The sequence below is a fragment of the Pantoea sp. 1B4 genome (assembly GCF_016925765.1).
Lineage (GTDB): Bacteria > Pseudomonadota > Gammaproteobacteria > Enterobacterales > Enterobacteriaceae > Pantoea > Pantoea agglomerans.
Genome location: NZ_JAEUWZ010000004.1, coordinates 1 through 19,637 on the forward strand (window position 1 = coordinate 1; position 19,637 = coordinate 19,637).

At 55.4% G+C, this 19,637-nt stretch carries 19 protein-coding genes and 4 pseudogenes; 7 read left to right on the top strand and 16 right to left on the bottom strand.

Annotated features, from left to right (window positions below; all coding sequences use genetic code 11):
* Positions 1 to 22 precede the first annotated feature (22 nt).
* The 5 genes from JNO11_RS20610 to JNO11_RS20630 form a co-directional block, all read right to left on the bottom strand.
* Entirely contained in the window at positions 23 to 577 is a 555-nt protein-coding gene (locus JNO11_RS20610; RefSeq protein WP_325177780.1) for a hypothetical protein, read from the bottom strand.
* 106 nt (positions 578 to 683) lie between these two features.
* A complete protein-coding gene (locus JNO11_RS20615; RefSeq protein ID WP_325177781.1) occupies positions 684 to 1,043 on the bottom strand; it encodes a hypothetical protein in 360 nt (119 codons plus the stop codon).
* On the bottom strand, positions 1,027 to 2,070 hold the full coding sequence (locus JNO11_RS20620) for a hypothetical protein (RefSeq protein ID WP_325177782.1): 1,044 nt from the start codon (positions 2,068 to 2,070) through the stop codon (positions 1,027 to 1,029). The genes JNO11_RS20615 and JNO11_RS20620 overlap by 17 nt, the downstream gene beginning before the upstream one ends.
* A 16-nt stretch (positions 2,071 to 2,086) precedes the next feature.
* A complete protein-coding gene (locus JNO11_RS20625) occupies positions 2,087 to 2,245 on the bottom strand; it encodes a hypothetical protein (RefSeq protein ID WP_325177783.1) in 159 nt (52 codons plus the stop codon).
* Between the two features lie 76 nt (positions 2,246 to 2,321).
* Positions 2,322 to 3,152: an Abi family protein gene (locus JNO11_RS20630; protein WP_325177784.1), complete on the bottom strand. Its 831-nt coding sequence runs from the start codon at positions 3,150 to 3,152 to the stop codon at positions 2,322 to 2,324.
* A 571-nt stretch (positions 3,153 to 3,723) separates the two neighbouring features.
* On the opposite strand from JNO11_RS20630, the gene JNO11_RS20635 reads away from it, so the two are divergent.
* On the top strand, positions 3,724 to 4,020 hold the full coding sequence (locus JNO11_RS20635) for a hypothetical protein (protein ID WP_325177785.1): 297 nt from the start codon (positions 3,724 to 3,726) through the stop codon (positions 4,018 to 4,020).
* Positions 4,002 to 4,451, top strand: a complete 450-nt coding sequence (locus JNO11_RS20640; protein ID WP_325177786.1) for a tyrosine-type recombinase/integrase — start codon at positions 4,002 to 4,004, stop codon at positions 4,449 to 4,451. The genes JNO11_RS20635 and JNO11_RS20640 overlap by 19 nt, the downstream gene beginning before the upstream one ends.
* A gap of 112 nt (positions 4,452 to 4,563) precedes the next feature.
* On the opposite strand, the gene JNO11_RS20645 is transcribed toward JNO11_RS20640, so the two are convergent.
* The 3 genes and pseudogenes from JNO11_RS20645 to JNO11_RS20655 all read right to left on the bottom strand — a co-directional run bounded on the left by JNO11_RS20645 (position 4,564) and on the right by JNO11_RS20655 (position 5,859).
* Positions 4,564 to 4,887, bottom strand: a complete 324-nt coding sequence (locus JNO11_RS20645) for a DUF1173 family protein (protein ID WP_325177787.1) — start codon at positions 4,885 to 4,887, stop codon at positions 4,564 to 4,566.
* 1 nt (position 4,888) lies between these two features.
* A pseudogene (locus tag JNO11_RS20650) lies at positions 4,889 to 5,191 on the bottom strand (hypothetical protein); the annotation flags it as partial.
* Between the two features lie 116 nt (positions 5,192 to 5,307).
* Complete coding sequence (locus tag JNO11_RS20655) at positions 5,308 to 5,859, bottom strand: DUF1173 family protein (protein WP_325177788.1); 552 nt, start codon at positions 5,857 to 5,859, stop codon at positions 5,308 to 5,310.
* Between the two features lie 129 nt (positions 5,860 to 5,988).
* On the opposite strand from JNO11_RS20655, the gene JNO11_RS20660 reads away from it, so the two are divergent.
* From JNO11_RS20660 to JNO11_RS20670, 3 genes are read left to right on the top strand one after another with little or no spacing between them, the layout of a single operon-like run.
* Entirely contained in the window at positions 5,989 to 6,612 is a 624-nt protein-coding gene (locus JNO11_RS20660) for a ParA family protein (RefSeq protein ID WP_187501747.1), read from the top strand.
* 36 nt (positions 6,613 to 6,648) lie between these two features.
* A complete protein-coding gene (locus tag JNO11_RS20665; RefSeq protein ID WP_095708341.1) occupies positions 6,649 to 6,879 on the top strand; it encodes a hypothetical protein in 231 nt (76 codons plus the stop codon).
* A gap of 42 nt (positions 6,880 to 6,921) precedes the next feature.
* A complete protein-coding gene (locus tag JNO11_RS20670) occupies positions 6,922 to 7,167 on the top strand; it encodes a hypothetical protein (protein WP_325177789.1) in 246 nt (81 codons plus the stop codon).
* Positions 7,168 to 7,476: 309 nt separating this feature from the next.
* Here JNO11_RS20670 and umuC read toward each other — a convergent pair.
* The 7 genes and pseudogenes from umuC to iraP all read right to left on the bottom strand — a co-directional run.
* A pseudogene (gene umuC, locus JNO11_RS20675) lies at positions 7,477 to 8,519 on the bottom strand (translesion error-prone DNA polymerase V subunit UmuC); the annotation flags it as partial.
* 67 nt (positions 8,520 to 8,586) lie between these two features.
* Complete coding sequence (locus JNO11_RS20680; RefSeq protein WP_325177790.1) at positions 8,587 to 8,751, bottom strand: hypothetical protein; 165 nt, start codon at positions 8,749 to 8,751, stop codon at positions 8,587 to 8,589.
* A 685-nt stretch (positions 8,752 to 9,436) separates the two neighbouring features.
* A complete protein-coding gene (locus tag JNO11_RS20685) occupies positions 9,437 to 10,084 on the bottom strand; it encodes an EAL domain-containing protein (RefSeq protein WP_325177791.1) in 648 nt (215 codons plus the stop codon).
* Positions 10,074 to 11,504, bottom strand: a complete 1,431-nt coding sequence (locus tag JNO11_RS20690; protein WP_325177792.1) for a sensor domain-containing diguanylate cyclase — start codon at positions 11,502 to 11,504, stop codon at positions 10,074 to 10,076. The genes JNO11_RS20685 and JNO11_RS20690 overlap by 11 nt, the downstream gene beginning before the upstream one ends.
* 252 nt (positions 11,505 to 11,756) lie before the next feature.
* On the bottom strand, positions 11,757 to 12,023 hold the full coding sequence (locus JNO11_RS20695; protein WP_325177793.1) for a hypothetical protein: 267 nt from the start codon (positions 12,021 to 12,023) through the stop codon (positions 11,757 to 11,759).
* 146 nt (positions 12,024 to 12,169) lie between these two features.
* Positions 12,170 to 13,714 (bottom strand): methyl-accepting chemotaxis protein, encoded by a 1,545-nt coding sequence (locus tag JNO11_RS20700; RefSeq protein ID WP_325177794.1) that lies wholly within the window; start codon positions 13,712 to 13,714, stop codon positions 12,170 to 12,172.
* 564 nt (positions 13,715 to 14,278) lie between these two features.
* Positions 14,279 to 14,644: an anti-adapter protein IraP gene (gene iraP, locus JNO11_RS20705; protein WP_158150101.1), complete on the bottom strand. Its 366-nt coding sequence runs from the start codon at positions 14,642 to 14,644 to the stop codon at positions 14,279 to 14,281.
* Positions 14,645 to 15,550: 906 nt separating this feature from the next.
* Between iraP and JNO11_RS20710 the strand changes: the two are divergent.
* Positions 15,551 to 17,126: pseudogene (locus JNO11_RS20710) on the top strand (diguanylate cyclase).
* 238 nt (positions 17,127 to 17,364) lie between these two features.
* Positions 17,365 to 17,766, top strand: coding sequence for a biofilm development regulator YmgB/AriR family protein (locus tag JNO11_RS20715; RefSeq protein WP_158132500.1), 402 nt, complete (start codon positions 17,365 to 17,367; stop codon positions 17,764 to 17,766).
* Positions 17,767 to 17,831: 65 nt separating this feature from the next.
* Here the strand turns inward: JNO11_RS20715 and JNO11_RS20720 are convergent.
* A pseudogene (locus JNO11_RS20720) lies at positions 17,832 to 19,614 on the bottom strand (GGDEF and EAL domain-containing protein).
* Positions 19,615 to 19,637 lie beyond the last annotated feature (23 nt).

Here is a 19,637-nt window from a genome sequence, read left to right on the forward strand (position 1 = left end):
AAAAAGTTTATGTTCAGTATTATTATTTTCCTGTCCAGGCTGTAACCACTTCTTCCGCACTTTTAATGTAACAATTAAGCAGGAACTCGGCGGTGTTATTTTGCGAACAATCAATCAGGCTGAGTTCCGTACGGTTCTGATCATTAAGTATGACATTCGCTTCGCCGCCAAAATAAACACGTCCGGGAATTTTAAGAGGTTTTTCTATGAAATAAAGAACCTGACTGAACGGTATGCGGACCCGGTCCATATCTTTTGTTACTGAGTTGTACTTATAAGCCGTAATGAACGGACTGTTGATGTCCTGTGCGTCATCTCTGAATTCGCACGCCTTAATTATTCTCCGCGATAGTTCAATCAGAGGGGTAATATTGAATTGTCCTGGCTGGTCGTAACTTTTTGCCTTCTGAATAAGATGTTCGATGACATCTTCAGGTCCTGAAAAGTTGAGGGCAGATAAATCGCCAAGCACTTCTCTGATCTTATTATCCTGTTGAAGATTTGCGTGTGTAATAGCCTCCGTTGCCCACAGGTTGGTTATCGTGCTCAGCGATAAATTTTTGGTAGCCACTAACATAAAACTTCTCCTTTTCAAATTATGATTTATACTACTCATCTAGTGCAAAACGGTTGAGTATTTCTATAAAATCTGTCTGGATGAAAAATGAAAATTTATCATGAAATCATGGTTTCATTCTCAGGTCGCTGCGCTGGTAGCTCCAGTCAATAAGGTTATCAGGGCGCTGCAAATCAAAGAGTATACGGGTTTCGAATCCATTACCTACAAAGGACACATTGCCCTCTACAAGTGACGCAATGCCCTTTGACCCAACATGAAGCGTATTCTGGGTGTGAGCATATTTCTCCGGATATTCCTCAAGAGTAAACAGACCGGGATATCTGAGGTTTGCCCTTTCGAAAAACTTCTCATGGTCCAGACACAATACGATAAGCAGTTTTCCGGTCATCACATTCATAAGAATATCTGTCGGAAGATTCAGATTAAGGAAGGGGCGTGACAGTGGGTCAAAAAAAGCTGTCATTAATATTGGTTACCCGGCCTTTAAATTCGGTACCGTCTATCCAGGTGTTGAAACCGATAAATCCCAAATCACTCTCAGGATAAACGCCTATATAAACGCACTCATCAATAACATCTATCGCCCATTTTTTTCCGGCTTTAACTTCTTCAGCCAGTTTGACTATATTCATGTTAAAGAATTCAGGCTGATAATTTCGTTCTTCAATGGAAACAGGCGTTTTCATCAGATTGTCATAGCCCTCACCCGTATGTATTGCTTCCAGGGCATTACCGGCCCGAATCATCTGATTTTTAATACGCTTAAACTGCTGGATATCATTAGGCGGCATGCTATCGAGGAATTGTTTTTCAAATTGAGTGCAGCCGGAAGTGAAGGCAAATTCTGCTGCCTCGTAAAGTTCCATATTCTTTGTTCCGCTTTTGACCTCAACCAGCTGAAATCCGTGCTGCAGTGAGAACGTGACCAGATCTCCTACATGCACAAAGGTGCTCATATCACTGACAACCGCTAAACGGTGCGGGTCCTTATTAAGTTCGTCCGCAGCAATCAGCGAATCAATTATACTGTCTCTTGACAGGTTATCCGTATCTCCGCTGATAGGCAGGCGACGGACTGAGGAGTGCTCGTTATTGAGCATTCCCCAGATAAGGGCGTCTGCCGTGCGGCGCAGCACGCGAATCTCCAGTTTGAGCAGCTCAATAGAGGCGATACATTTGTCCTTGAGCAGTTTCTGACGGTTACGGTGATGCTCTTTCTTATCCGCCTCCAGCTTCTTGATATCGTCAAGTTTCACAATGATAGAGAGTGCGATATGCCGGTGTGCAGCCTTCCAGCGGGAGACACAAGCCTCATAGCCTGCTGTCATATCCTCTTCCTGATCCAGCCGGGCCAGTTCAGTTTCCTCGCCACGGATGAGACGCGTGATTTTCTGCATATGTGCAATGAACTCAGGTGAAAACAGGGTCCAGAACTTCAGAAAAGGCCTGAATTTTCTGTCCATTTCTTTATCACGTCCGGAGTTTTTCATCTACACCTCACGCCATTCAGGCCGGCTTAATGGCGGTTGCAACCGGATGCCGCCCCGCAGTTTTGTTTTCAGGCTCAAACGTGACGCGGTCACCCACGGCGTAAGCACCCAGTCTGCCCGCAAAATTTCTCGCCTGCGCAATAAACTTCGTCCCGTCTTTTTCACTGAGTAACATGGCAAAACCTTTACCGGCATCCAGCGAGATAATCCCGCCTGTGTGCCGGGTTTCCAGCAGCGCGCTGGCCAGCCAGTCATCCCCTGACGTCTGAGGTATGTCCGGCAGTCCTGACGGCAGCTTTTTTATTTTTCCACAACGCATGGGGATTACACAGCTCGTTCATCTTCTGCGTGTTCTCAATGATGCTGAGCAGCTTCAGGTTTGAAGGGTTTATCCAGCGGATGACGTCCAGACACTTGTGATAGTCCCGCACGACCTTATTAATAGCCTGTTCAACGCAGTATGTCTTATCTGAGCGCCAGAGTGGTTCATGGTGAGACAGGCGGTTTCTCAGGGTGTTGATGTCGCGAAGATCGGACCCGATTCGGTTGACGGAAAGCGGCGTGCCCTGCTTTTTATCGAGTGCGTTCGGGAAGACTTCCGGTATGAGGTGCGGCCAGAGGTGAAGATAGCTGGCATAGCCGTCGCTGTAGTCGCGGTTAACCATTGAGACCCAGAAGCCAAAGGTCAGCTTGGCGATGAGATTCTCAGTGGTCAGCGGCTTACGGTCCTTTCTCAGCTGCGACTTTGCGCTCTCCACTGCGCGCCAGGAGTCCCGGTTGTTCTGCTGAGTCATGACGGTCACAAACCACTGATCGTCTATGCGGCTTTTCAGCGCGGGCCAGTCGGCCGCAGGCGCACTCTGCTCGATGAGCGTCTCTTCGTGCCGCCTCTTTGCGGCGCAGATGGCGTTTCGCAGGGACACCTCTATAATCTGCAGCGCGGGAAGGAACGCGCCGGCGAGCTGCTTGTTCCAGAGGTAGATGCCGAGGCACTCCTCCTCGCTGGCACCGTTAAAGACCGAGGACTTGTAGGTGGCAAACCTGTGCTGGGAAATTGAATCCAGTATGGCGGCAATGGTCATAATCACTCCTTGTTATGCTGCTACTATACTGCGGCCCGGAAGGGATGCCACGGATATTACGCTTGACGTAAGCGTCAGTTTGTACGAGAATCACTCCCCAGAGACAGGATCTCTGACTGTGTGAGCGATTCCGGCTAAGGCCGGGACGCGAAAATTTCGAAAAAGGCTTCCTCGCGGAGGCCTTTTTTTGATCCTGCCGTTCTCAGAACCGTTCCCCCCTTCTTTCTGTTCGTATCATGCCGTCCGTCCGGGCCTCTTCTGCCAGATTTTTTCGATTGGGCATTTCCGTTAGACTCCCCATTCTGCAGCGTCAGCCCGGTCATTCCGTTTTTGTCTTTTTTATATCATCCTCTTAGATTGTTTTCTGCGTCACTTTACCGCGTGAGGCGCGCGGAGCGGACTTTTGCTGCCTGGGTTTTTTAAGGCTATTGCGTTTTTTCCCCAGTTTCAGCGATCATGTCCCTGGAGCAATCTGCGATTTATTGATCTGGTTCGTCCGTAACGGTCACGGCACACTATTCAGCGTGCGGTACCGCCGTCCGGGCGGACCCATCCGGACCCTGAGAGATGAATGAACCTGATACCTGTACCCGACACTGACCGACGGCATGCGCCGCTGATGCTGCCGGGCGGCTGGGCCCGCGCCGTGCGGCTGCGCGAAATTGCCGTGGCCGCCGGCCTCGACGTGCCCCGCTACCTGCTGGCACCTGAAGTCGGCCAGCTGCTCAGCTTCCTGCCTGACCTGAAGCAGCGGACGCTTATTGATACGCTGTGGAACACGGGCGCGCGGCTCAACGAGGCGCTGGCGCTCTGCCCGGGCGACTTTTTTTCGACTCAGAGGTGCCCTTTGTGCGGCTGCGCACCCTGAAGCAGCGCGCGCCGCGCAGCCGCGGCCGCCCGACCCGCGAAGCACAGGCAGTAACGCCCTTCCGGGCGATCCCGCTGACGGATACGGCCTACGTCTCCCGCATGCGCGAACTGTTTGCCACCTTCCGCATGATGACGCGCCGGGCGACCCCCGTCTGGGACGTGGCCAGCCAGGAAACGCCGCGAAACTGGATCCGCGGTGCCATAGCACGCGCCGGCGCGCAGGGTATCCGCTTTTCGGTAAATCCGGTGACGCCGCACACCTTCCGTCACAGCTTCGCGGTTCATCTGCTGATGAACGGCATTCATATAAAGCAGGTGCAGGCACTTCTGGGGCATCAGCGGCTGGAGAATACGGAAATCTACACGCGTATTTTTGCGCTGGATCTGCCGGCCGACCTGACGTTTACCTTTCCGCCGTCCGCAGGCTGATTTCATGAAATCATGCTGTCATTAAATAATGATTTCATGGCTGATGGGTTTGCAATATGCAGTAAACTTTAAAATAATGAAAGCATGCAATCATGCTTTCATTGTAAGCACCTCAGTCCATTCCGGTATGGTGCTGCCGGCCAAGCAGCGCGTCAGCGGCGGGAAGCGGAGGAACGGTGTCAGGAAAGCGGAATGCATCCCATGACCACCAACCCGCCGGCGTGTAGGCCGCATTGTACCAGGCCGTTTTTTCCTGACGATGCAGCCGGTATGCGTCGCTGTCCATTCCCCAGACTTCGAGCGCAAAAAGGTTGTCTTCGGTTGCGGCCAGATCGGTCAGGCAGAAGTCCGGCAGATAGTCAGCGAGGCCCGCATCGTAGCGCAGCGGCTTCATGAACTTACGTCCGGATGCGTGCAGTAACCCTTCAAGCTTCATTTCATGACCCGAATCCACCGGAATAAAGCGGGGGGCTGACCGTCATCAGTGCCGCCTGTCTGACCAGTTTTCCGCGTGGCGCTTCCGGATCGACGTAAGCAATCACAATGGTTCTGGCCCCGCCTTTCCAGGCGTCGAGCTCGCGGGAAAAGCTGTGGCCCAGCGCGCGCCAGAGCGAGGGCGAAATGGTCAGAAAAGGCATCCCGTGGAAGTCCCTGACAGGAAGGCGGTCCGGGCATGTGTCAAACTCAGGCTTCCACGTCTGCAGCTCGGCCACGGCAATCAGCCGCGTTTTGTTTTCACGTGCAAGACGGACGGCATCTGCGTTGCGCTTCGCGTCCCTGTCCCCCCTTAAAGCCGGCCGGTGTCAGCATCAGATCGGCGAGCCGTAAGCCTGCTGCCCGGATGTTTTCTGCTGATTTACGGAGATGCCACCCCATCAGGGGGGCCATTGCGGCTGCCTTCCCATGCCGGGTGCCATTCCGTATAGCGGGATGTTTCCCACAGCAGGTGCAGCAGGCCCAGCAGCGTCATCGTATTGCGTTTTACCGTCTTTCCCGCGGAGCGAGGCGCCGGTGTCTCAGCCGGTTCTGCTTCGCCGTCACCGAGTTTTTTCAGCGGAACGTCAAGTGAGATCATAAGCGTGCCGGCCGGGGTCTCCCGCAGGGCTTCCTGATGGTAAGCCTGCTGCCCTCCTTCCCCCGCCAGCCTGCTGTAAAAGCGGCAGTCTTCTTTGTGATGTGCACCGGTATAACGGTACTTTGCCAGATGGCAGTTTTCTCCGCGCCGGACAATGCTGAGAGGCAGTTCACTGCCGAACCGGCAGCGGCACCCGCCGCTGCCCTTTACGTCACGGGCATCGCTGAGCCATTCCTGAAACAGTGCACGCTTTTGCTGTTCCGGCGAAAAGATACGGCTCTCAGCTTCATCACTTCTTCCTTTATAGATGCTTACCCAGTATGTCTGTTTCATATCGGCAGGACCCTCCCTGTAAACGGTAAATCATTCTATCATGATTTAATGTTATCATGCTTTCATTCATGCTTAAACCGTGTCATAGTTGGCTCAGTTTAAAAAATGAAATAATGAAAGGATGAAATCATGACCATAATTTCCTGTATCGGGCAGAAAGGCGGCGGGTCGAAAAGTACGACAGCCAGAACGCTGGCGGCGGGATTTACCGAGGCCGGATGGAAGACGCATCTCGCGGATATTGATGAGAAACAGCAGACGTCAATAAAGTGGTGCCGCAGGCGTGAGGAAGCCGGGCTGCCTGCGATCGAGTGCGGACTTTACCGCCGGGTGGACACCGCCGTAAAGGTCCGGGATCAGTATCACCTGATCATCATTGACGGCCGTCCTGCCGCCGAGACGACCTCAATGGATGTTGCCTCAGAGTCAGACCTGGTCATCGTTTCGACCGGACCGACGATAGACGATCTCGAACCGTCGCTTGAGCTCGGACGCGAGCTGACGATGAAGGGCATTCCGCGGGAGAAGATTGTGTTTCTTGTCGCGAAAACGCCGTCTGCGGCAGAGGGGAAAAAAGCACAGGCCACTATCGGTGCGTGGGGCTTCAGGGTCCTTAACGCAACAATTCGTTTCCAGCCCGCATACGGGCAGGCTCTTGACGGCGGCAGGGCGCTGTTTGAAACCCCCTTCAAAACGCTCAATGACGAAGCCAGAGCGATGGTTGAGGAAATTCATGATATCATTAATGCATGATATCATTTTTTAATGAATTAATGCTCAGGAGCTCACGTGAAGCAGCCTAAAAATACAATAAAACTCTCACCGCCGCCGGCAAGTGAACCTACGCTGGACGTCACGGGAAAAGGGGCGAGACCCGATTCGGACATCAAGCCCATACAGATCAAAGTGTCCGTTGCCCGTCACAAAGAGATGAAAGCCTATGCGGCTGAGCAGGGTATCTCAATGACAGACATGCTCCTTGAAGGGTACCGGATGCTGCGTGAAACGCGCGGTGGTTAACTATTAGAATGAAATCATTCTATCATGATTTCATGAGATAAAATGATGCGCGTTACTGAATTCGTTGCAGGTTTTTCAGGCTTAAAGACTCTCAGCGATGCAGACCGGAAAAGCGCTGCCGAATGGGGGGTTTCTGCTGAGCACGCTGTTTATCGTGCCGCTTTTTTCCTGCCTGATGCCAGTGAGCTGGTCAAAATCGGCATGCAGCTGCTCTGGGGCGCCTGCGTTTCGCGCGCAGCCTTCCTGGCTAACGGCGGCTGGAAGAAGAAAAGACACGGCAGTGAATAACATTTAACCCAGAGGAAGCTATGAAAGAAATGCAGGAACTGCTGACGCAGATGCGTAGCCCGGGGATTGTATTCAAAACTGTTACGCAGTCAGCCAGTATGTTTGAGGGACCCGTCCGCAGGCGCCGTCCGGCCTTTGATGACTGGCTTCATCAGCTTTCGCGTAAGGACAGGGTTCCGCGCGGACGATACTTCCGCGGAAAGCGCCCGGGCAGACCCCTGATCATCATGGATGAGTTCTGGCCGCACTTTTCATGACAAGGCAGGGCAGCAGACTAACGTTATGTCTGCTGTGCCCTGCAGTTACAGGTTACATCACGCGCGCCACCGGGATGTCACTCCAGCGCGTGGTCCACGCCGGTGACAGCATGTCCCGTCTCATTTTCCATTCCGTATTCACGCCCTGACCGGCAAACCACACGCTGCCCAGCCCGGACTGATTGATGCCGTCCAGCACCTTCATCAGCTGCGCGCTGTTGGCCCGCGGCAGCGCATCGTCAAAGAGGTTCAGCTGACTGACGCCATGCGGCGTAAAGTCATCGAGCATCACGCCGGCCTTCATGTACCTGCGGCCGTCCAGCCAGATTCGGTCGAGCGATCGCATGGCCGCCCCGATGATATCGCGGGTGTCCTGGGTCGGCAGACTGAGCTTCTCGCCGGCGCTGTTGCCGTAAAACACCTCGTTTTCTGCATGCGGCGACGTCCGGATAAACACGCTGATGCGCCGGCAGAACTGCCGCTCTCCCCGGAGCTTTTCTGCGGTGCGGGTCGCGTACTGGCACAGGGCCTGCTGCATGGCCACTTTTGAGGTGATTCGCTCGCCAAAGGACCGCGAACAGCAAATCTGCTGTTTAGCCGGGGGGAAGCTCCTCAAGCGGAATACAGGACTCCCCGTTGAGCTCACGCACGGTCCGCTCCAGCACCACGCTGAAGTTTTTGCGGATGAGCGCGGGATGCGCGCGCGACAGTTGCAGGGCGTTTTCAATGCCCATCAGGTTCAGTCTTTTTGCGATACGCCTGCCCACGCCCCAGACTTCCTCCACCGGCTGATTCTGAAGCAGGGTGACCGTACGCTTCGGGTTACCGGGCGTCAGGGCCAGCACTCCCCCTGAACTGCTTCCACTCCTTGCCGGCCCACTGGGCACTCTTTGCCAGCGTCTTGGTCGGTCCCATGCCTACGCCGACGGTCAGGCCGGTTATGGCCAGCACGTGCGCCCGCAGGCGCCGTCCGAAGTGCTCAAAATCCTCACACCCGTCAATGCCGGTCAGATCAAGGAACATCTCGTCAATCGAGTACTGCTCAACCCGGGGCGTTACCTCCTCCAGAGCCGTCATCACCCGCTGGCTGAGACTGTGATTTATGTGGAATGGAAAATCTACAGAAATAACGCTGCCAGCCGTCCGCTTTTAACAAAAGGGTTCAGTTACGAATCGCATGCGAGAGAATGGCTGTGGGACTGCTGACTTCCTGCATATTCATAAAAAAAGGCGTGATACAGTAAGCGGCGGTTTTTCTTAACGCGAATTTCACTGATTCACTTCCTTCCCGGCCCGCAGGCCAGGTTTCGGGATTTTTTTCAGCCATCCGGGTTGGCTGCCCCGCAACGCACCTTCTGCATAATGAGCATGCCCCTGCGCTTCAGCCGTCAGGCAGCGCCGCACCTGTTTTCAGGTCAAAAAAACCGCCATCACGGCGGTACAAAGAGGAATACTGTGACTCTTGCGGCCGGAGCCGTCAGCCAGTTTTAACCATAAAAAAAGATCGCCACGATAACAAGCGTAAGCGGGAGAAAAAATAATTGTCATACCTGGTGACTTCTGCCAGCACGGCTGAGCATGAGTACCGGTCCTCCGGAATTTTGCACGTAAAAAAATCGCCATCACTAAGCGGGCTGAACAAAGGCGATCACAATTTAACGCAAACGGGCCGGCTCCTGCGAAGAAGAACAGCCTGTTTTTAGCATGAAAAAATAAGTGTGGTTGCGCAGGTCGCGCATATCACGCAGACGAAAAAAATGGCTTCTCCGGTGCAGGAGAAGCCAGAAGCATATCAGGCAGGGTCAACTGTCTTTTTTATGTCGCCAGGGGAGGCGTACACTGATTATCGGTATACCCGGCCCGGACATGAGCGAGTCGTGCGCTATTTTTTTGCACCCGCCAGGCATTGCGCTTTTAACATAACCGTGCTCAGACCATCATGTTTACGACCCGCTGCCTCCCGTTCATCCGGGCAGTGTAAGGCCGGCAGGCCTGTATGTATCTGCGTTTCGTCAGACTGGCTGGTTCTGCTTTCTGTGAGGCCCCGGACGGCCAAACAGAAAACCCTGCAGCAGCCCGCAGCCGGACGACCGGAGCCATTCTGCCTGCTCTTCTTTTTCAACACCTTCCGCCACCACCTCCAGCCCCAGCTCACGACACAGCGTCAGCACGGCACCCACAATCGCTGCCGCGCCCGCATCCGAGTTCAGGTCGCTGATAAAGGATCGGTCAATCTTGATTTTGCTGAACAGGCGGGTCCGCAGGTAGCTCAGTGATGAATATCCTGTGCCAAAGTCGTCCAGTACGATATGCACCCCCATCTCCTTCAGCTCATGAATGACGCGATAGCTGTCTTCCGGATGTTCAAACAGGGCCGACTCCGTAATCTCCAGCTCAAGCCGGTGCGGCTCTAGCCCGCTCTGCTGAAGAGCGTCTCTGACGATGTCGGTCAGCCGGGGTTCGCGAAACTGGCAGGGCGAAAGGTTTACGGCTATGCGTTCGCTGTCAGGCCAGCCGGCAACTTCTGCACACGCCCGCCTCAGGGCAAAAGTCCCCATCTCATGGATAAGTCCGGTCTGCTCTGCCAGAGGAATAAACACGGACGGCGGTACGCTGCCCCTGACGGGATGGTACCAGCGCATCAGTGCTTCATAAGACACCGTCACACCCGAGCTGCTGTTGACCACTGGCTGGTAAAAAAAGCTGTAACTCACCGTTCGCCAGCGCGCTGCGCAGGTCATTCTCCAGGCTGAAGCGCTCTGCCGCTGCACTGGCCAGCCGGGAGGAGAAAATCGCGTTGCCGTTGCGCCCGGCAGCTTTTGCCTCATACAGCGCAATGTCGGCGGCGGCAAGCATATCTTCCGCCTGCCGCGCATCGCCACCGGAAAGACAGATACCGATGCTACATCCCGAGATGACTTTGCGGTCCGCGATGGTAAACGGCTCCGACAGCACGCCGGCAAACCGGCGGGCGGTTTCGCCCGCCGCCGCCGCAGTAGTCACTCCGGGCAGGAGAATAACAAATTCGTCGCCGCCCGTTCGTGCCAGCAAATCGCCGATGCTCAGGACGGCCTGCAGCCGGTAAGAGATTTCAGTAAGCAGCGCGTCCCCGGCAGCATGCCCCAGAGCATCATTGACGAGTTTGAAGCGGTCGACATCGAGTATCATGAGCGTAAAAGGCAGGCTGTCCTTCAGAAATCCGTTAAGCACCGGCATGAGGCCCCGGCGGTTCAGCAGGTCCGTGAGCGGATCGTGTAGGGCCTGATAAGTCGACCTGGCTGTAGCCTGCTGCTCAGCGGTAATATCCAGTACGGTGAAAAGAATAAATTCGCCAGCGCCGCTGGTTTTCAGCCTTTCTGCCGCCACCCTCAGAGCCGTTTCCGGCACCTTCTCTCCGGAGGTGAAGCTTTCGACAAGCCCGTCGCCCGGCGAAAGGTGCAGGCCACGTCTGAATATTGTCTCCAGGTCCGTGTGTCGCGTTACGGACTGACGGGTAAGGATGTTGCCACTCAGCACAGGCGCTCGGAGCCAGGCCGAGTGAATGGCAGACTGATTTGTGCGGACAATTTTTCCCGAGCCCGCTTCACACAGAATCAGCGCACAGGGGGTGTGGCTGAATATCTCATCCAGCAGCTGGCTGGCATCCGACAGTTCGGCCTCGCGCCGGCTGATAACCCGCTGCGCAATACTGAGCGCCATTCTTTCCTCATAATGACGTGATACGTCACGCACGATTTTAATGAAAGCAGCCTGCTCACCTTCTGCCGGGCGAAGAAACTCAATGTCCACGAGCGCCCTGAAGACGCTGCCGTCCCTGCGCAGCCGCCAGCCCTCTGCAGAATAGCGACCGTGCTTACGGGCAGCGGCAAGGTTTTCTTCCGGCACATTCCTGGCCCGCTCATCGTCATCGTAGAAGACCGAAAAGTGCAGCCCGGTAATCTCCGGCCTTTCCCATCCCTTCATCTCCCTGGCGCCCCGGTTCCAGCTCAGCACCTCCCCGGATGAGGACAGCAGGTATATGGCGCACAGTGACGTTTCAGAGACCGCCACACCGAGCCGGCCATGGGTGTCATATTTCATATTTCGGTTCCTGATCGGTTCATAATGTACGCCGGAAACATTCCGGTCCGCAGAGTGGTTATTGGCATATGCACGAAGTCTGCACCGCGAAATAAATAAATGTCGCGGTGCAGACTCCGGTCCAGCTAAGGGCCTGTATTCAGCCTGACAGCATGTCTCCTCGCGGAAAAACCGCGCCGGAGGATGGACCTGACCTCAGAGCGAGCAGCCACAGACTGCGGGTGACAGCCTGAAAACCGGTCACCGGAAACATCATCGGGGCTTTGCTGCTGCCACTCTGAAAAAGTTCTGCAGGGCCATCAGCGCCCGGCCGGTCATGGCTATTTCCGATACCATCACGGCATCGTGCTGATTCAGCCAGGCCAGAAAAAGGGGGTCCGTCATGTAAGGGTTGAACGAATCAAAGGCAATTTTCAGGTGTACCAGATTGTTAGCCCAGGTATCCAGTGACCGGTATTCGCCCTCGCTCAGCTGCGTGAAAAGCGCATCGGTCTGTGACTTGATTTCTGCAACGTGCATATATTTTTCATGCATAAAGTTTTGATGTTCCCGCTGACTGGCTGCTGTCATCTGCCGGATTCAGAAAAAGCCTGCCGTTCAGTATTGTCTGGCAGTCATGTGCTGCCAGGTAATAAGGTGAAAAGAGAGCCGTCATTCAGACTGGCTTATACCCTGAAAGTCTCGACCATTCCGCGCAGCGCGTGTGCCTGCTCCGAAAGCGACTGCGACGCTGATGATGATTCCTCTACCAGCGCAGCGTTGTTCTGCGTGACGCCATCCATCTGACTGACCGCAATACTGACCTGAGAAATACCCTGCATCTGCTCGGATGAAGCCAGAGAAATGTTATCCATGGCCTCCGCCAGTTCACCCACCATACCGACGATTTTAAGGATGCTGTGCCCCGTACCTGCTGCGACCTCCACGCCACTTTCCACCTGCTCCACGGCCTGCTCGATCAGCTGCTTGATATCACGTGCGGCAGTAGCGCTGCGCTGGGCAAGCGTTCTCACTTCTCCGGCTACCACGGCAAAACCCCGCCCCTCTTCGCCAGCCCGTGCAGCCTCCACCGCCGCGTTAAGGGCGAGAATGTTGGTCTGGAAGGCGATGCTTTCGATCACGGCAGTGATATCCCGTACCTTTGTTGCGCTCAGCGAGATGGCATTCATGGTTTCCGACATGCGCTGCATGTCCGCTTCACCCGTACGGGCAAGTGACGCAGTTTTACGGGCTGAGTCTGCAGTCTGCTGCGCGCCCGCCGTGTTGCTTTTAACAGTGGCGGTGAGTTCCTCCATACTGGCAGCCGTTTCCTGCAGGGCTGCGGCCTGTTGCTCAGTGCGCGAGGAAAGCTCAGTATTACCCTGCGAAATTTCATCCGCGGCCAGCGCTACCGAGGCGGATGCATCTTTGATCTGTGACACCAGCCCCCGGAGATTAGCCTGCATGCCATCCAGGGAAGCCAGCAGGCTTACTGTATCGTTACGACGCAGTCTGACTGGCGTTGTCAGGTCACCCGCCGCGATGGCAGCCGCAAGAACCTGCGCCTGTGCCGGCTCCCCGCCCAGCTGACGCATAAGCACGCGAATGGTAAGCACGCAGGTTGCTGCCGCCACGAGTACGGATGCAGCAGCAAGTAACACCAGTATCAGTGATGCATTGCCAGTCGACTGACTGTTCCGCTGAACGGCAGACTGCGTGTTTTTCATCTGAATCTGTGTCATATCGTCAAGCGCTTTGAGTAAAGTGCTCTGCGCCGGACGCGTGACTTTCATAAGGTAATCGGTGGCTTCCTGAGCCCGGTTAGCCAGCCCCATCTGGCCTGCCTGCTCCAGCGCAGCCAGCGCCGGGCCTTCGGCTTCTGTTATCTGGGTGAATATCTCCCGGCTCCGGGGTGCGGAGTCCGTTTTCATCATTTCACCCAGAATGCGCCGGTTTTCAACATAGAGAAGCTTCTGTTTCTGCAGACGCACCCATTCCGGTTTCATTGCCTGAGGGTCAGTAAGCAAAGCCATATTACGGACCGCAACACCCATATCTCTCAGGCCGCCCCGCATGTCCAGTACAAGCTGATATCTCTTCATTTTGTCGTTAACAACGTCATCCATGCCGTCGCTGGCTTTACTCAATGCATTAAGCGCGATGCCGGTGCAGATGATAAAAAGCAGAATAAGCAGACCAAAACCTGCTGTAAGTCGCGTAGATATTTTCATGTATTTTCTCGTTGTCCGAAAAGAAGAGGCCTGGCGTTAACTATGTTATCGGCATGAACGGAGGAAAATACAGCGACCCGGATAGCTCATCTGTTGCCAGCAGGTCCGGAGTGGTCAGCAACCTCAGCGAAGCCGGAAAATGAGCCACTTAGTCAGAACAGTAAATCGTAAACGCTCACACAATGCAGCCCCCGTAAAAAGGTCTGAGGGTCAGTTCGAGACGATTCGTCATGTAAGACGTCAATGACGTCGGGGAACAGCCTCTTTACCGGCTGGCTTGCATATCGTCCTTTTCGTATCAGAATTATCGTGTGTCTGTTTCTGATGATTCCGGACTCGATGAGTTAGTCTGAACTGTTAGACTGGTTCACACGTCGGAATGGCAGGTTTTCTTGTGTTTATGACCGCAGGGCTGCAGTCCTGCAAACAGCCTGCGTTTACTGATCTGAGCAGACGGCTAAGCTGAGCCGCTGCTGGTTAAGGCATGAGGCCAGTGATACCGCCTCTGATCTGAGATGAACCACGCGTTTCGGCCCGGTTCCGCAGGCGTGCTTAAAATCAGGCTTATTGTTCTGCCGGAGCCTGCTTACCGCCCAGCGCTGTCACGCCATTCAGTTTATCAAGACCCTCATGATTAATCTCCTCATCCGCACTGTCGACAGCCCTGGAAATACTCAGCAGGCTCTGCAGCTCACTTAACAGAATGGCCGCATCGGATTTGAGAAGCTCGTCGGACTCAGCGGAGTCGATGACGGTATTAATGGCCTTGTTAGCACTTTCAATCATTTCCGTTACGCCGCCCTGCCGGCTTACAGCCAGAACGAGTGCGCTTATCAGCAACGACTGTGCTTCAACGCGCGCTGTCAGCTGTTTCATGCCTGCATCAATGTGTGAAATTTTAGCCAGCATGCTCAGTACCACGTTTTTCATGTCGTTTTTCCCCGCAAAAAGACGGATATTAACGCCCCATGCCAGCGCTGCCTATAGTGACGATCTGAAAATCCATTCCGGCAATCCTGAAATCAGTGCAGCAAGAGGATTAACCTGCCACATCATTCTGTATTCTTGAAAAAGCAAAGGCACAATTGCTTATCTGTCAGGAGATCGTGGCCCTGAGACACGTTACGGTTTGCTTAAAGCAGTGTATCTTTCCCCCCTGACAGACAGGACCAGAAAACGGGTGCCGCGCGTATGCCTTCAACCAGGCATTGCCTGTCCTGCCTTTCAGGTGCAGTGGAATCACCGAATCCGCTATCGCATGAAGTAACCGGCAGTTGATGACAGGGGGCCCGTGCTATGGCCGGTGAGTATGCCAGGAAAAGGGTTTCAGCCTATTCAGAATGTTGCAGGAACCTCTGTATGATGTAACGTGGAAGGCATATTGCTATTAACCGACGCTGTAAGCTGCAAAGCGCGCGCATTGTCCCGTATGCGGGCGGCACCGGGTCTGATGCCATCAGCAGGAGCGTGAATGAGTTGTACATAAATTATCCACAATTTTTGTGGATAACACCGGGAGATGTCTGTATTGGGCAGTCTGCGCATAAATACCTGCGCTTTATCAGCTTTGCTGACATTGCAGATGCACAGGGCACTCTCATGCTGTGATAAGACTCTCCCTTCACTGAACATACCCGCTGACTTTATATCCACGGGAATGACGTCAGAATCGAAATTCATCAGATTAGGCTGCGAGCAGGCAGATAAAATACTCTAAGCTGACACATCGCCAGGCACCGCCGCCCTTATGCATAGCGTAAAAGGCGCGCTGATCTTCTTTTAACCGGCTCCTGAACAGTTACACTCAGATGACACCTCAACCAGGTCCTTCACGCCATGCTGCTTAAAAAGCTCCGTCTCCGCACCCTGCTTCTGTCGCTTTCCGTTGGCGGGGTGATCCTGACCTCCTGCCTGCTGCTCGTGGCGCTTCTGATTTTTCAGAAGGGCAACATTGAGGACAGCCTTCTGGAAAGCAATATTGCCTAGCGCGCGCAAGCTGGCTGACACGACCGATCGCTATCTCGGCACGGCGCAGCGTGAGCTTGCGTGGAGCGCCACACAGATTAAAGGTCTCACCGACCCGGCGGCGCTGAGAGAGGAGACCGACCGCCTCCGGCTGCAGTCCGGCTTTTTCAACACGGTCGTCGTGGTTAACCGCGACGCCGTTATCGCCGCGACCTCCCCGGAAAGCCTGAGTCTGATCGGTGTTAAACTGCACTCCGATGCAAGCCGCCAGGCTATCGCCACTCAGAAGCCGTTTATCTCCGCGCCCTTTATTTCGGCCTCCGGTAATTATGTTGTATTCCTCTCCCAGCCGCTGTTTACGACCGGCGGCGATTATCTGGGTTACATCGGCGGCACCATTTATCTCAAAAAGCAGAGCATGCTGAGCGATATCCTGAGCCAGCATTTCTACGCCCGCGGATCTACGGTCAGCATCGTCAGCAATGATGGCCTGATTGTTTTCAGCCACGAGCCGGATCTCGTGGGCACAAAAATGACGCTGGGCTCTGCACTGGTCAAACAGCTGGCCACGACGGACAGCGGCCGGTTCAGCACACAAGCAAACGGGCAGCAGTTTCTGACGGGGTACGCCAGCCTGCACAAAACGGACTGGAACATCTTTATTGCGGGTACCGCAGAGACGGTCCGGCATATTCTCGTGCGCACCGCAGAAAACGCCCTGTGGTTTCTGCTGGGGATTATCATCCTGACGGCTGCCGTCGTAGCCCTGATGGCCGGACGTATCGCATTACCCCTGGAAAAGCTGGCTGATATGGTACGGAATGAGGACAGTGATATGTCGCTGGCGTCGGTACCGGCCTGGTATTATGAGGCCGGCCGCCTGAAGGAGGCCGTACAGGAATACCATTATGCTGTGGCTGGCCGCATGGCTGCGCTCAGCGACGAAGCCATGACCGATCCGCTTACCGGCCTGTGGAACCGCCGCGGCTTTACCCTCATGGCGGACCGCTCAGGCGATGGCGCGGCACAGTGCGTCATCGCGATTGATATTGACCACTTTAAAAAAATAAACGACTGCCATGGTCATGATGCGGGCGATGCGGTGCTGATAAACCTGGCCGGTCTGCTGCGGCAGACGTGTCGTGCAGAAGACATTGTCAGCCGTTTTGGTGGCGAGGAATTTATACTCCTGCTGCCGCAGACCGGTGTGGAGGATGCAGCCCGAACAGCCGGGCGCATCCGCGAAGTTGTCAGCACCGCGACGTTTCCCTTTGCAGGAGCGTTGACCGTGTCTGCCGGGGTGGCCTCGCTGGCGGACTGCGGAAACCGGGAAGCGATGCTTCGGCGGGCGGATGAGGCCCTTTATGAAGCGAAGGGTGCAGGACGTAACGTAGTTGTTATCGCCGGAGCAGAGACCTTCCGCCTGTATCGCGGGACCGGGCAATAAGCATTTTTCTGCACTGACAGTATCTGTGTGCCGGGGAGTAAGACCGGAGTATATCTCAGGAAGGGATGACACATGCGGAAGACATTCTCCGGGCTTTTTTCCGGAACAGGATAAAAAGCGCTGAAATATTCTCTCCCGCTGGCGCGGGAGTATCGCTTTGAGGTCACCCGGTCCGGCAGCAGCATACCGGCCAGAGAGGACAGCAGGGGACATCGTTAAGTGTACCCGGAGCACTGCCATGCAGGTCAGTCACAAGGTCAGGCCATGCTATGCTGACCCGCACGGGCCGGCGACGGGACAGTCAGTGACACCCGCAAATAAATCGCTTACACCTTTACAGCCGCCGAAATGGATGAATCGCAGAGAGCAGGAAAAGATGAAAATCATGGCAGACACAAATACGGTTGCACATATCCGCGCATATCTGCTGGGTTCCGGTCACCGGTTCACAGGTGAATCAGCGGAATTTGAAGCGGTAATCCATGCCCTGTACAGCGAGGGGAGACAGGTCAGTAATCAGGCCATTATCCTCAGACTCAAAGATGAACAGGCGGCCGAGACTGACAAAAACCGGCAGGCCACGCTCCTGAGCCTGCAGCAACTGGTTGCCGGTTATACGCCGGATGATCCGCATACCTGAGGCGGGCATTTTACACTCGCAGAAACATGACCCGCCAAAGGGACGATACTGGTGCGGGGACGGTATCAGCAGTGGCCGCGCAGCTTCCAGCTCAGCCACTCGTCGAGTTCACCTTCCGGCAGGGGCCGTGAATAGAAATACCCCTGCACCTGGTCGCAGCCGTACTCCGCGAGCGCGGAGCCCGTTTCGGCATCCTCAACGCCTTCGGCCAGCACGGTATAATCAAGGTCCTTCAGCATGGTAATGATACTGCGTGCAATGATGCGCGAGGCGGTGTCAGTCGCAATTTCACGGATGAGCGAGCGGTCCAGCTTGATAACGTCAATCGGCATGCGGCGAAGGTAGCTGATGTTACTGTAGCCGGTACCAAAGTCATCCAGCGAAATCCCGAACCCCCGCAGCTTCAGCATTTCAAGCCCGTGCATCGCCGCCGGATTTTCAATAATACGCTCGGTCTCCAGACACTCAATGCCCAGCAGCGAAGGGGGGAAGCTTTGCCCTTATCATCTTCAGCTCCAGCGCGTCGGCAAAGCCCTCGCACGCAAAGTCCTGGCTGCTGACATTCACCGTGACCGGAAGCTGAATGCAGCTGTTGCGCAGACGCGCCAGACGGCTGATGACGCGGTCCGTGACCCAGGTCGTCAGGTCGCTGAGCAGCGAAGTCTGCTCGGCCAGAGGGACAAACAGCGCAGGAGAAAGTTCGCCGCGGACCGGGTGTTGCCAGCGGACCAGCGCCTCCAGTGCGACGGGCCTGCCGCTGTGCAGGCAGATTTTAGGCTGGAAGGCGAGCCACAGGCCCCTGTCTTCCCGTAACGCGGCGGCGAGGTCGTTCATCAGCGTAAAGTCCTGAGTATGACGCGCGTCGCTTGCCGCGCTGAAGCGCATGGCGGGTATACCCCGGCCGATGGCCTCATGAAGCGCGCTGACCGCACGGCGCAGCGCTTCCTGTGCCGTTATGCTGCCGGTTGCAAAGGTCACTTCGCCGGCATAGGTGCTGAGCGCCACGGCGATGCCGTCCCCGAGATCGGCACGGATCCCCTCCAGACGACCCGCGACCCATTCTGCATTCATGTGGCTGTCATCGCACGTCAGAACGGCAAATCGTCCGGTGGCGACGGTGTAGAGCGGTTCACCGGCGGCCGGGCGCAGGCGAAGCGGCAGCAGGATGGCAACGTCCCTGAGCAGGCTTTCCACCGGCCCCATTCCCATCGAACGGGCGAGTTCGTAGGCGCGAGGCATGTCAATGCAGTCAATCAGCACCAGACGGCGTGACGCGCTGTCACCCGATGCGGCCAGGCCCTGCAGGTCACGGATAAGACACTGGCGGTTAGGCAGGCCGGTGACCGGGTCGGCAAGCCCAGCAGAGTGCCAGGCCTCCAGAAACGACATCACCAGCGCGGCCAGAAGCTTCAGGGTGGTTACCTGCCCGGATCCAAACGGATGCGGCACCGTGTCCGTGACGCACAGCGTACCAAGCACGATACCCTCGTGATTTTTCAGCGGTACGCCGGCATAGAAACGTATGTAGGGCGCGCCGGTAATGAGGGGATGTGACGAAAAACGGGTATCCTGCCAGGTGTCAGGTACAATCACTTCACTGTCGCTGTCCACCGCATGGCGGCACAGGGAGTCCTCACGCGACGACTGCTTCAGCCCGAAATTGTGAGCGGCCTGCACATACTGGTGCTTATCGTCCAGCACGGAGATAAAACTTCCGGGAATGCCGAGTGCCTGGCTGGCCAGCCGGACAAATTTTTGCAGCACGTCGGCCCGGCTTTCGTCGGGGCTGCGCAGCGCCTTCAGCGCCCGGGCGCGGCGATCATCATCGCCGGTAAGGTTTATCAGCATGGAGTCCTCCGCCCCGGCCTGGT